Below are 12,778 nucleotides of genomic sequence, written 5' to 3'. Positions count from 1 at the left end.
AAGTGAGGACAGTCGGGATCAGAGTTTCGATTTGAAATTCAAGTCGAAACGAATTCAGCCCCAAACTGAAAACTCACTCTATGAGTCGTCGCTGAACTCCGTCCCCGTTCGATTCCATCGCCTTTCAAAATCGTAAGAGCAGTTCGCATGTCGCGATTCTTCATTTACCGTCCGATCTTCGCTTCGGTCATTTCGATCGTCATTATCATCGCCGGAATTGTTTCGTTCGGAGCATTGCCGGTTGCGAAGTTTCCGGAAGTCTCTCCCCCAACAGTTCAGGTCAAAGCGGTCTATCCGGGGGCGAATGCGTCCACGATTGCCGAGACTGTCGCGACACCGATTGAACAGGAGGTGAATGGCGTCGAGGGGATGATCTATATGTCCTCGACGAGCGCCAGCGACGGGTCTTACACCCTAACAGTCACATTCGAGTTGGGGACCGACATGGACATTGCTGCTGTTCTGGTGCAGAACAGAGTCGCGATTGCCGAGCCCAAACTCCCTGAAGATGTTCGTCGACAAGGGATCACGACGAAAAAGCAATCGACACAAATTCTGCAATTCATCGCCCTCTCCTCCCCGGATCAAACTTACGACGCCCTCTTCCTCAGTAACTACGCGCTCACTATCAAAGACGAGTTGAGTCGAGTCGCAGGCGTTGGGGACGTGATGGTCTTCGGCGTCGGGGATTACGGCATGCGTGTCTGGCTCAATCCTCACCTTCTTGAACAGCGAGGTTTGACAACCGAAGACATCGTCCAGGCAATCCGAGAACAAAACGTACAGGTTGCTGCAGGTCAGATTGGTGCTCCACCGACACCACCGGGAACAGAGTTTGAACTCACCGTCAATGCTCAGGGGCGATTGGTCACGGTCGACCAGTTCGAAGAGATCATCGTGCGGACCGGAGACGACGGAAAAGTACTGCGTGTCGGCGATGTTGCACGCGTGGAGTTGGGAGCGAAAGCTTACACGTTCGATTCGACATTTAACGGACAGCCATCTGCTTCGATGGCGATTTATCAGCTACCGGGAGCGAATGCACTCGACACAGCGAAGGCAGTCGAAGTACGCATGGCTGATTTGGCAGCGGACAGAAACTGGCCTGAAGGCATGGAGTATTCCATCCCATTCGATACGACGTTGTTTGTGACCGCTTCCATTAACGAAGTTTATGAAACACTCTTTGTCGCAGCTGCGCTTGTGGTGATCGTGATCTATCTCTTTCTCCAGGACTGGAGAGCCACAATTGTTCCCGTGGTTGCAATTCCTGTGTCGTTAATCGGCACGTTCGCAATCATGGCGGGGATCGGGTTTTCGATCAACATGCTGTCGCTGTTCGGAATCGTGCTGGCGATCGGTATTGTCGTGGACGATGCCATCGTTGTTGTCGAAAATACCACTCGCCATGTTGATGCTGGAATGTCTTCGAAGCAAGCAGCCGTGAAGGCGATGGAAGAAATCACCGGTCCCGTTATTGCCACGACGCTGGTGCTCCTCGCGGTGTTTGTTCCGACCGCGTTCATGGGAGGGATTACCGGTCAATTGAATCGTCAGTTTGCCCTCACGATTTCAGCCGCCGTGATCATTAGTACGCTCAACGCATTGACCATGAGCCCTGCCCTATGTGGGTTGATTCTTCGACCAGCTAAGGAGAAGAAGAACGTCTTCTTCCGAGGATTCAACAACGTCTTCGATTGGGGAACGCGTGGCTACAAGTCCGTGATCGGTCGTCTGGTGAAACTTGTCACGCTTGTCATGTTGGTCTACGTCGGGCTTGTGAGTCTGACCGGGTACAGCTTTGACAAACTTCCCACGGGTTTCGTTCCGGTCGAAGATCAGGGATACATGTTTGTCAATGTTCAGTTGCCGGATGGAGCCACTCTTGATCGAACTCGAAATGTGCTTGCAGAATTGGAAACGCTTTACGAAGGGACACCCGGTATCGCGAACTACATCAACGTTTCTGGGTATTCTCTGCTGAGCGGAAACGCAGGCTCCAATCAGGGGCTCTCCGTGCTCGTATTCGATCCATGGGACGACCGAAAGACACGTGAAACAAGTCAGCAGAATATTCTGGCCACGTTGCAGCAGAAGTTTTACGGCGTGACCGATGCCATTGTCTTTGGATTCATTCCTCCGCCGATCGATGGACTTGGAAACGCTGGCGGGTTTCAGATGGAAATTCAAGACCGAGGCAACGCTGGCTACCCTGAACTGCAAAACGTCGCCGAATCCGTTGTGCAAGCTGGAACTGACCAGTCCGGCCTGACAGCCTTGAATACGACCTTCCGAGCGAACGTTCCGCAGTTGTTTGTGGAGATCGACCGGACGAAAGCCAAAACGATGAATGTCCCGTTGAGTTCAATCTTCGGGACTCTTCAGGCATATCTCGGTTCGGCTTATGTGAATGATTTCACGTATCTAAACCGTTCGTATCAGGTGCGAGTTCAGGCTGAAGCAGAATATCGGGCGTTTCCGTCAGACATATCGGCATTGAATGTTCGTGATCTCACCGGACAGATGATCCCCCTCGATTCACTCGTCTATGTCGAAGACGATTTCGGGCCAACAACAGTTCGACGGTACAACCTGTATCCCAGTGCTTCGGTGAACGGATCGGCAGCTGCTGGGTTCAGTTCCGGTCAGGGGTTGGAGTTGATGGAGCAACTCGCCGCACGAGAACTCCCTGACTCGTTCGGTTACGAATGGACGGGGCTGTCGTATCAGGAGAAAATTGCCTCAGGTGGTCAAATGGCCATTTTCGCGTTGGCTGTCGTCTTCGTCTTTCTGGTGCTCGCTGCTCAGTACGAAAGCTGGACGAGTCCGGCGGCTGTGATCGCAGTCGTTCCATTGGCAGCCCTCGGAGTTGTGCTGGCCCTCACTTTGCGTGGAGCCGACAATAACACTTACACGCAGATCGGAATTGTTCTTTTGGTTGCTCTGGCGAGTAAGAATGCGATTCTGATCGTCGAATTCGCGAGCGAACAGCGTCGACTCGGACTCTCAATTCAAGAGGCTGCCGTCAAAGCAGCCGAGTTGCGATTCCGAGCGATTCTAATGACGGCTTTCTCCTCGATTCTCGGCTTCCTTCCGCTTCTGGTCGCTTCGGGAGCAGGTGCCGCCAGTCGGCAAGCGGTTGGAAATGCCATCGTCGGTGGAATGTTGGCTGCGACGCTCTTTTCGTTTCTGTTCGTCCCGACATTCTTCGTCCTCTTCCGTGGACTCGCTGAGTGGAGAAACACAAATAGCGAATCTTCGACTGTCGCAGTTGAGACAAGTGGAAGTGACAGCGCACAGACTCCGACACCTCCGAATACAGAGAACAAGTAACGAACGCTCGATTTCGTTATCAGGAGATTGCCACGAGTGCATGTGCAGCAAACCAAGAGTTTTTGTTTGAGCAATTGAACCCTAGAGAACAACCGACTGACAGATCAAAGGACACGGAATGTTACTGGTGGGAATTGTCTCGGCGACGCTTGTTCTGACGTGCGTTGCCATCCACTACAACACGTTCACCTTGCTGGCTACTCCCAGCGATCAGGTGCATTTGCGGAAACGCTGGTGGATCAATGTGACGATTCTCGGAGCACTTTTGGCCCACATCCTTGAGATGTTGTTGTTCTCGATCGTCTACAAAGTTCTTAGCGACTTTCCCGGCAACGGTTGGATTCAAGATGGAAACGGCGTCCGCTCCGAGGACTACTGGTACTTCTCCTTTCAGGTGTATACGTCGCTCGGGTTTGGCGATATCGTTCCCGTCGGTAACCTGCGAATGATGTCGGTACTCGAAACATTGATCGGGCTGGTTCTCATCGCCTGGACCGCATCTTTCCTGTTCGTGGAGATGCAGTCATGGTCGGTGGTTCATCCACGCATTGGAACGATCGCTCGGGTAAATTCTCGACGATCACATGCTCATGAAGACGAAGAAGACTCGTCCGAAGATTGATGTGAGTTCCGTGGCAGTGTCTCTCATTCTGTGACTGCGCGATGCAGGTCAAACAGTTCCAGAACTTGACTCTTCACCCTCAGGAGTCGAGACCACCAGAAGTTGCTCGGGCCAGCGGCCAGCCATCATCTCCGCGATTCCCTGAGTCTGTTCGAACTCATTCAGAGTGATTCGAATTCCAGAGGTGATCGGAACCGCCAGGAACATTCCCACAACGCCCCATAGCATCCCCCAGAACATCAAAGCCACGAGCACGACGATCGGATGCAGATCGGAAGATTTTCCCATCAGGCGTGGCTCAATGACGTTGCCGCTGATGAATTGAATCGTGCTGGTGAGTGCGACGACGAGACCAATCCACAAGATCCCCGCCCCGGGCTGCAGGATGATCAACGGCAACGGCAGCAGGCTGGCGATGATTGGACCGATGTTCGGAATGAAATTCAGAAAGCACGCCATCACACCGAAAGCGAGCGCCATCGGGATTCCGAAAAACCAGAGTGTCATGCCGAAGATGAACCCGGTCAGAACCGAAATCACCGACTTCAATGACAGGTAAGAACGGATCTGGCGATCAATCTCGTTGAGAACCTGCGGGCGAGCAGACGGGTTCGGGACCCCCAACATCAGAAAGAAGACGTAAATCAAGACAATCACACTCGTGGAGATCATCTGCAGGAACAGCTGAGACATATCGAAGAACCCAGCCCGTACCGTATTCGTGAGGAACTGGCTGAATGTATCGTCGTCGCCGGTTCCGATTCCCGGTCGAGCGGGTGGGGTGTTTGGTTTGGTTTGCGAATCGACCGGCGTGATTCGATGCGGTGAGTTCAACGCAAGAACTCCAGTTTCCGCCGGATTCTCATTCTCCTCTGAAGAGACCTCTTCGACTGCATCATCTTGAGTGGATTGTTCAGACTGCTCAGAAGACTCTTCGTCGGGCGGCGTCGTTTCCTCTAATTGCGGTTCAGCGTCGTTTTCGCCGGGATTTCTCGGCGGTTCTGACTCCGGGTTTTCGGAACCAGAATCACCGCGATTTTCACGGCTAACTTCAGGAGTTGACTCCGAGGAATCGTCCGGTAGTCGCTCCTCGGGACTGGACGAGTTGGAATGTTCAGATGTCCGATCAGTCACGGAATCGGATTCTGAAGTCTCATCGGTGTCGGGAGCAGACTGCATAATCAACGGCGGATCCCGTTCTCCAAGACGTTTTTCCTGAGGTGCCTCTGGAGCTTCGGGCTGCAACGGCATCGGGAGGACCGTTCGAATGTTCCGCATCATGAGCTGTAGCTGGGCTTCGTACGTCCCCCAGTTTTGGGAGAGGTCCACCACCGACGCCCAGAGCGACGCCATTAACATCACCATCACCAGCGAGCCCACCAGAAAGGCGATGACAGCTGCCGTAAATCGAGACGAAGCGATCGACTTTTCAAGTAACTCCAGAATGGGTGTGACTCCGTTCACGATGAACACAGCCAGCACGAGTGGAACCAGAACGGGACGTAGCCAGTAAGCTGCAAACGTCGCCAGGACAGCTGTGATGAAAAGCAGACAGGCGGTTTGGAGTCGACCCTCGGAAACTTTGATCATCTGAAGATGTACTTCCTATGGGATTGAATTGCTGCCACTTCAAGATTTGCCGACGAGCGCGCCGAATCCGTGTTCACGGCATCCGTTGATCGCTTCTCAACGTTCTCCGAATCGTGACGAATCAAATTCTTTCTGAAATCGTCGTTCGATCCCAGAATCCGACTCGGGATTAATCGTTGAAGGCGAATCGTCGCTAAGGACACCGAAACGATCCGTTTCGAAGTTCAATGGATACGTTCAGAACGAATCGATCTTCACTGTAAAGACCTGATCACTTGAATGCGAGCGGAGTCATTGAGCGCGATTGAAGTCAGTTCATCAAGACTGAACAACCCAATCAAAATGACGATCAAAGCGTTTCAGATTTGCTTCGTTCGCATTTGCTGAACAAGTGCTGGAGAGAGTGCGAAGACGAACAGCCCACCCAAATAGACAGCGCGTGTCGTTCGATCGGCATTGAGAAAGTATTCGCTGGGGCGATAACCGCTCACTCCGATATCCAGAACCAGACCTGACACGATCAGTAATCCGGTTGCAAATGCACCCGCTATGAGGAGAGCTTTCGTTGAGAGTTTTGAACCCATCCAACGCACAAGAAGTGCGGCGGTTATGAAAATCAACACAAGCATAATCGGAGCTTCAACGAGCCCCGCCGCTCGTCGACCGACCTGTGGCAGGAAGGAGAGCTGACGGATTTGCTGCACAAGGAAGTGCAGTGTGACTGTGATCAGAAAATAAAGTCCACCAAATTGCATGATTCTCATGCCCTACCCTTGTTCTTGTTGCTGGCCCATCAACAAACGCACATGGGTTATTGTTCTGTTATCCCTCTCAAAATGTAAACCTCGATCTCACCGAACGAAGCTGAAATCACAATTTTTCTCGGAATTTGACCGAATGTCTTAGAAACACGAACGGTGAGGAGATTGAGGGAGTTTCGGCGATCTCTCGGAAATTCAAACTGGAGATCTGAGGGCATTTCCAGGTGGTGCTGTCCGAGATCCGGGCATCTTGTTGCCTTGGATCAACAACATTCCAGGAGCACCGGGGCCAGCCATTTCACCGGAAGATTTTTGCTCTCCGGAATGGCTGGACTTTCAAGGAATGGCACTTTTGCTCGAACGAATTGATGCCAACAAGTGATCCAGATGCCGTAGAATGTGGCTGCAAACCAAAATGTTTGTAGCTGATCTTCCATAGTCAGTCGGCTTGGTCGAAGCCATGCTCTGATTGGGGATCAGATTTCATCCAGTCGAGTTCGAATGACATTCAGAAAAGGAGAACTGTGCTATGGAACCGAACTTTTCTTCGAACGAACGTGGGCAGTCACTGTTTCGTCGAGACCCCTTTCAAGCTCTTCAGCAGGAGTTCGACAACATGATGAACCGTTTCACCCGCCAGTGGGAGGGTTCAGGAGGTTCCTCCAAAGACGTGCGAGTTCCGGAAGTCGACCTCGTTGAAACGCCCATGGAAGTTCGAGTGGTGATGGAACTTCCCGGAGTGGAATCTCATGAGATCAATCTGGAGGTTGTCGGACTTCGCTTGTACGTCAAAGCGGAGCACGTCGACGAGACAGCCGAAGTCGAGGGGACACAACACCAGCAAGAACGACGCAAAGCCTGCTTCTCACGAGTTGTGGATTTGCCGTGTCTGGTGCGAGAAGACGCAGCACATGCTGTCTTCCAGAATGGAGTTCTGACCGTCACCCTTCCGAAACGGGAAGAGGAAAAACGTCACACGATCGTTGTGCAAGCGTCAGATGAGTGAGCAAAGAATAACCTCGGAAGCGCAGTGACGTGCTTCCGAGGTTTATGTTCCAGTTTCTGCAGCAACAGGCTGAATGGTGTTAGCGACCACCCTTTTTTGACCAGCTGTCTTTCAGGGAAACGGTGCGATTGAAGACCAGTTGACCGGAAGCTGAATCCCGGGCGTCCTGAATGAAATAGCCTTTTCGCTCAAACTGGATTGGCATATTTCCATTGTCGTCAGCGAGACTCGGTTCGAGGCGGCATCCCTTCAGAACACTCAACGAATCTTCGTTGAGCGCTTCTTTCCAGTCTTGTCCCTCCGGCATGTCAGCGGGGTTCTCGACTTTTAGAAGGTGATCGTAGAGCCGAACCTCAGCTTCCACGGAGTGTTCAGCGCTCACCCAGTGGATGGTGCCTTTCACTTTTCTTCCGTCCGGAGCGTTGCCCCCTTTGGTCTCAGGGTCGTATGTACATCGCAATTCGACGATGTTTCCGTCTTCATCTTTGATGGCTTCCTGACAAGTCAGAAAGTATGCCCAGCGAAGGCGGACTTCTCTACCGGGTCCGAGTCGGAAGAACTTCTTCGGAGGGTCTTCCATGAAGTCTTCGCGCTCGATGAAGATCTCACGACCGAACGGAATCTTGCGAGTTCCCGCGGACTCATCTTCCGGATTGTTGACCGCGTCGAGTTCTTCCGATTCCCCCTCTGGGTAATTGGTGATGACGACTCGCAGCGGATCAAGAACTGCCATGCGTCGTTCTGCCCGCTTGTTCAAATCGGCACGGAGAGCATTTTCGAGAACGACCAGATCGGTGAGGCCGTTGTACTTGGTGACGCCGATTTCCGAGCAGAAATTCCGGATCGCTTCCGGAGTGTATCCCCGCCGTCGCATGCCGCTCAGTGTCGGCATCCGCGGGTCATCCCAGCCGTCGACATAGTCTCCATCGACAAGTTCGATGAACTTCCGCTTGCTCATCACGGTATATGTGAGATTTAAGCGAGCGAATTCATACTGATGTGATGGAAAGATCTCGAGCTTCTCGATGAACCAGTCGTACAGCGGTCGGTGAGTATCGAATTCCAGCGTGCAAATCGAATGAGTGATCTCTTCGATCGAATCGCTCTGCCCGTGGGCATAGTCGTACATTGGATAAATGCACCACTGATCGCCGGTTCGATGATGTTCCGCGTGACGGATTCGATACATCAGCGGGTCGCGGAGAATGAGGTGCTTGGACGACATATCAATCCGAGCGCGCAGCACATGTTCGCCGTCGGCAAACTCTCCGTTTCTCATTCTGGAAAACAGATCGAGGTTTTCTTCGACGGAGCGATTGCGAAACGGGCTTTCCTGTCCCGGCTCGGTAGCTGTTCCGCGTTGTTGACGGATTTCCTCAAGCGTCTGGCTGTCGACGTAAGCGAGTTCTTTACGAATGAGATCGCACGACCAGTCATAAAGTTGTTCGAAGTAATCGGACGCGAAGTGCAACTCGTCCCACTCAAATCCCAGCCAGCGAATGTCTTCTTGAATCGACTCGACGTATTCCACATCTTCTTTTGTGGGATTTGTATCGTCGAATCGGAGATTGCACTTGCCACCGAACTCTTTTGCGATGCCGAAGTTCAGGCAGATCGATTTCGCATGGCCGATGTGGAGGTATCCATTTGGCTCTGGAGGAAATCGTGTGTGAACGCGTCCCTGGTGTGTATTGGCCTGAACATCGCGGGCAACAATTTCCCGGATGAAGTCGAGTTTGGCAGATTCCGAGTCTTCAGACTGTGGTGCGGTTGGCATGTGGGTCCTTCCAAAGGCTTGATCAGTGACGGGGATTCTAAAGAACTCTGAGGATCTTCAAAACGCTGACTTGTGAGTCACTTGCTGATTCTGGATGATTTCGATTCACGTTGATGCGTTTTACTGACGCAGTCTGTGTCATTCAATTCCCTGAACGGTTTCCGCCTCATGCCAACAATTCCTCCCCTCCTGCTTCGACTCCTTTCCGTCGCCACGGTGCTTCTTCCCGCCATTTCACTTCATGCTGCGGAACAAGCCGATTCGGACCGACCGAATATCATCGTGATCATGTCTGACGACATGGGCTTTTCAGATATTCAACCGTATGGAGGCGAAATTCAAACCCCGAATTTGCAACAGCTCGCAGATGGAGGGCTTCGATTCACTCAGTTTTACAACACAGCACGCTGTTGTCCTACTCGTGCTTCGCTGTTGACCGGGCTTTACCCTCATCAGGCGGGCATCGGCCACATGATGACGGATCGCAAGATTGCTGGGTATCGTGGGAATCTCAATCGTCAGTGCGTCACAATTGCTGAGGCATTGAAACCTGCCGGATATTCCACGTACATGTCGGGAAAATGGCATGTGACGCCTCAAGTGAAGCCGGATGGCGACAAGTCGAACTGGCCGCTGCAGCGAGGGTTCGATCGGTTCTACGGGACGATTCACGGTGCTGGCAGCTTCTACGATCCGAATTCACTGACCCGCGACAACACCCAAATTTCTCCGTATGCCGATTCGGAATATCAGCCTGAAACGTACTACTACACTGACGCTATCAGTGATCAGGCGGTTCGCTTCATCGATGAGCATTTCCAAACCCCGGAATCAAAGCCGATTGAGCCGTTTTTCATGTACGTCGCGTACACAGCAGCACACTGGCCGATGCACGCACTTCCCGAAGATATCGCCAAGTATGACGGCGTCTACGATGAAGGTTACCGAGAGATTCGTCAGGCGCGTCTCGACCGTATGAAAGAATTGGGACTCGTTCGTCCCGACACTGAGTTGCCAGCAGACGCGGAAAACTGGAACGAAGTCGAGCATCGGGAATGGGAGATTGCGTGCATGCAAGTCTATGCAGCGATGATCGACAACATGGATCAAGGGATCGGACGGATCGTCGAGAAACTCGAACAGCTGGGTGAACTCGACAAGACCCTTATTTTCTTCCTGCAGGACAACGGAGGATGTGCGGAAGGACTGGGCCGGGGTTCGAGCGGTGATCTGGCGGAACGCCCCGAAAGTCCAGGAGAAGCGATGGACTCCGCGGAGTTACAGACAGATATGATTCCGAAAAAGTCACGAGATGGATATCCCGTGGTTCAGGGTCCCGGAGTCATGCCCGGCCCTGCTGACACATACATCGCCTACGGGCGAGGATGGGCAAACGTTTCCAACACTCCATTCCGCGAGTACAAACACTGGGTACACGAAGGCGGAATCTCCAGCCCTTTGATCTGCCACTGGCCGAACGGAATTTTCCGCAAAGGGGAATTGGAATCACAGCCCGGACACCTCATTGACATCATGGCGACCTGTCTTGACGTTGCGGGCGCAGAGTATCCAAAACGCATCGGCGAAAACGACATCAAGCCGGTCGAAGGCAAAAGTCTGCAGCCTGCGTTCTCAGGTCAGGAGATTGAACGCGACGCTTTGTTCTGGGAGCACGAAGGAAACCGAGCTGTCCGAGTCGGCGACTGGAAACTGGTTGCCAAAGAAAACCAGCCGTGGGAACTGTACGATATCTCCGTTGATCGCATCGAAGCCAATGATCTCTCGGCCGAGTACCCTGCCCGGGTGCGTGAACTCGAACAGATTTGGGATCAATGGGCAGCCCGCGCTGATGTCCTTCCGCTTGGAGCCTGGAGGGGGCCGAAGAACAACGATCATTCGAAGAAGACAGAATTCGATCTCCAAGCTGGGGCGGTCCTGTCGAAGTCAGAGTCTCCGAATCTCGTCGGAAAGCCGTACTCGATCAAAGCTCAGTTGAAGACGTTTTCTCCCAACGGAGTGGTTGTCGCCCAAGGAGGAGTGACGCATGGGATCTCGTTGTACCTGCAAGATGGTCTCCTCCACTTTGCCGTTCGCAGCAGTGGGAGTCTCGAATCGGTGAGTTCTGATTCACCGCTCGAAGACGCCCAGCAGATTCAAGTCATTGTTCGAAAAAACGGGCGAGTTGTTCTGAAAGCTGATGGCGAAAAGATTGGCAGTGGAACGATTGAAAAACCGCTCGAAAAAGTTCCCGCCGAAGGTTTGGAAGTTGGCGTCGATGCTGGCGATCCCGTCGCGAAATATCCCCGAGAATTTGCCTACGACGGTGAAATTGAAAACGTCGTGATCGAAATTGATCCCTCAAAAAAGTGAAGGAACCCGTAAGAAGAGTCGATTGTAGGCGTTGCCCGACTCTTCGAGAGTGATCTCATTTGATGCGCAGAGCGGGTGACATCGTCCTCCCGGAAGCATACGATGAGAGTCTGCAAGAAGTGTGAAAGGTGCCTGTCGATCTGATTTGCATGCGACGGGAACGAGGGTTTCCTCCGATTCTCAACCATCGCCCAACTGTTGGCGTCAGAATCAATTTCGCTGGCACCTGATTCACAACACATCTACTACCCCGGACGAACTTATGGCGATTTCATTTAAGTGTTCCTGTGGACGCGGTTTCAAAGTCCCCGATGAAGCTGCCGGAAAGAAAATGAAATGCAAGGAATGTGGAGAAGTCGTTCAGGTCCCTGCTCCCAAGGTCAAGCAAAAAGTCGCGGCTCCGCCGGCCAGCGAAGATGATTACGGGATGAACTTCGGTCTGAAGGAAGATCGGATTCTGCAGGAACTTCCTCCGCGAAAACGACGAGCGGACGACGAACCCAAACGCAAAAAGGGGTCGAAGTCCAAGAATCAAAACTCCAACACTGGAGTCAAAGTGGCCGTCGGAGTGGGTGCGCTCCTGATTGCCGGGATCGGGGGATTTTTCGCCGTTCAGAATATGGGAGGCGGCAACAGCGCTCCCAAGCAGCCTGAAGTGGTCAATTACTCGACGTTTGAGCACGATCTCGGTCAGTTCAACATCAAGTACCCCAGCGACTGGGAAGTCGATAGTGGCGGTGGTCAGGGCGGTCGTCCTCCCTTCGCATCTTTTGAAGACGGTACGGCACGCATTTCGATTCGTCACAGCCTCGCAGGAGCTCCTATTGCCGATATGGCGTCTCTGCCAGCGGGAGGTCCCATTATCCCCGGAGAGGCACCCATTGATGAACTTCCACCGGCTGCGAAGGTTCACGAATTCCTCACCCAGAAACAGTTCGAAATGGACTACTCAGACTACGAAGAAACCCCGGGCGAAGAATTTGATGTCCCATATGGGAAAGGTTGGCTCGTTGAATTCACTGGTAGCGAAGGATTCAGTGGAAAACTGCGAGCCTATCGGCTGACGCTCGCTGGTACGCAGTGGCAGTACAACATTGTTGCGAAATGCCCCAATAACCGCTGGGAGAAATACGAGCCGATTTTCAAGGAAGTGATCAGTAGCGTGGCACGCTAGTCGCAAACTTCTGTCGCAAAATGGATTATGTCGAGCAGCTGTTTTGACGCGTGCTTGAGAATGCGCCTCCTCGAGTGCGGTTCGAATTTGGCGATCAGGCGTTTTTCGCGGTAAGACTTTGAACCAACAAGGCGTCGTAATCGCA

8 protein-coding genes are annotated in these 12,778 nt (G+C 52.7%); 5 read left to right on the top strand and 3 right to left on the bottom strand.

Annotation, left to right across the window (positions count from 1 at the left end; translation table 11 throughout):
• Positions 1–147 precede the first annotated feature (147 nt).
• Both AB1L42_RS02940 and AB1L42_RS02935 read left to right on the top strand, forming a co-directional pair.
• Entirely contained in the window at positions 148–3,333 is a 3,186-nt protein-coding gene (locus AB1L42_RS02940) for a multidrug efflux RND transporter permease subunit (protein WP_367051002.1), read from the top strand.
• A gap of 118 nt (positions 3,334–3,451) precedes the next feature.
• The gene (locus AB1L42_RS02935) at positions 3,452–3,955 is read left to right on the top strand and encodes a potassium channel family protein (protein WP_367051000.1); all 504 of its coding nucleotides are present in this window, start codon (positions 3,452–3,454) and stop codon (positions 3,953–3,955) included.
• Between the two features lie 48 nt (positions 3,956–4,003).
• Here the strand turns inward: AB1L42_RS02935 and AB1L42_RS02930 are convergent, their stop codons facing one another.
• Together AB1L42_RS02930 and AB1L42_RS02925 are read right to left on the bottom strand one after the other, a co-directional pair.
• On the bottom strand, positions 4,004–5,545 hold the full coding sequence (locus AB1L42_RS02930; protein WP_367050998.1) for an AI-2E family transporter: 1,542 nt from the start codon (positions 5,543–5,545) through the stop codon (positions 4,004–4,006).
• Positions 5,546–5,904: 359 nt separating this feature from the next.
• On the bottom strand, positions 5,905–6,309 hold the full coding sequence (locus tag AB1L42_RS02925; RefSeq protein ID WP_367050996.1) for a hypothetical protein: 405 nt from the start codon (positions 6,307–6,309) through the stop codon (positions 5,905–5,907).
• Between the two features lie 526 nt (positions 6,310–6,835).
• On the opposite strand from AB1L42_RS02925, the gene AB1L42_RS02920 reads away from it, so the two are divergent.
• The gene (locus tag AB1L42_RS02920) at positions 6,836–7,312 is read left to right on the top strand and encodes an Hsp20/alpha crystallin family protein (RefSeq protein ID WP_367050994.1); all 477 of its coding nucleotides are present in this window, start codon (positions 6,836–6,838) and stop codon (positions 7,310–7,312) included.
• Between the two features lie 79 nt (positions 7,313–7,391).
• Here AB1L42_RS02920 and AB1L42_RS02915 read toward each other — a convergent pair whose 3' ends face one another.
• Entirely contained in the window at positions 7,392–9,089 is a 1,698-nt protein-coding gene (locus tag AB1L42_RS02915; RefSeq protein ID WP_367050992.1) for a glutamine--tRNA ligase/YqeY domain fusion protein, read from the bottom strand.
• 135 nt (positions 9,090–9,224) lie between these two features.
• On the opposite strand from AB1L42_RS02915, the gene AB1L42_RS02910 reads away from it, so the two are divergent.
• Both AB1L42_RS02910 and AB1L42_RS02905 read left to right on the top strand, forming a co-directional pair.
• Complete coding sequence (locus AB1L42_RS02910; RefSeq protein WP_367050990.1) at positions 9,225–11,459, top strand: arylsulfatase; 2,235 nt, start codon at positions 9,225–9,227, stop codon at positions 11,457–11,459.
• 262 nt (positions 11,460–11,721) lie between these two features.
• On the top strand, positions 11,722–12,633 hold the full coding sequence (locus AB1L42_RS02905) for a hypothetical protein (protein WP_367050988.1): 912 nt from the start codon (positions 11,722–11,724) through the stop codon (positions 12,631–12,633).
• Positions 12,634–12,778: the final 145 nt, after the last annotated feature.

It is taken from the genome of Thalassoglobus sp. JC818 (genome assembly GCF_040717535.1).
GTDB lineage: Bacteria > Planctomycetota > Planctomycetia > Planctomycetales > Planctomycetaceae > Thalassoglobus.
Note: the sequence above shows the minus strand (reverse complement) of the source record. Positions and strands in the feature narration are given on the sequence as shown.

Excerpts from the sequence above, each read along its gene's own strand:
- AB1L42_RS02915 (WP_367050992.1), bottom strand. The coding sequence starts at position 9,089 with ATGCCAACCGCACCACAGTCTGAAGACTCGGAATCTGCCAAACTCGAC.
- AB1L42_RS02925 (WP_367050996.1), bottom strand. The coding sequence starts at position 6,309 with ATGAGAATCATGCAATTTGGTGGACTTTATTTTCTGATCACAGTCACA.
- AB1L42_RS02905 (WP_367050988.1), top strand. The coding sequence starts at position 11,722 with ATGGCGATTTCATTTAAGTGTTCCTGTGGACGCGGTTTCAAAGTCCCC.
- AB1L42_RS02935 (WP_367051000.1), top strand. The coding sequence starts at position 3,452 with ATGTTACTGGTGGGAATTGTCTCGGCGACGCTTGTTCTGACGTGCGTT.
- AB1L42_RS02940 (WP_367051002.1), top strand. The coding sequence starts at position 148 with ATGTCGCGATTCTTCATTTACCGTCCGATCTTCGCTTCGGTCATTTCG.
- AB1L42_RS02920 (WP_367050994.1), top strand. The coding sequence starts at position 6,836 with ATGGAACCGAACTTTTCTTCGAACGAACGTGGGCAGTCACTGTTTCGT.
- AB1L42_RS02930 (WP_367050998.1), bottom strand. The coding sequence starts at position 5,545 with ATGATCAAAGTTTCCGAGGGTCGACTCCAAACCGCCTGTCTGCTTTTC.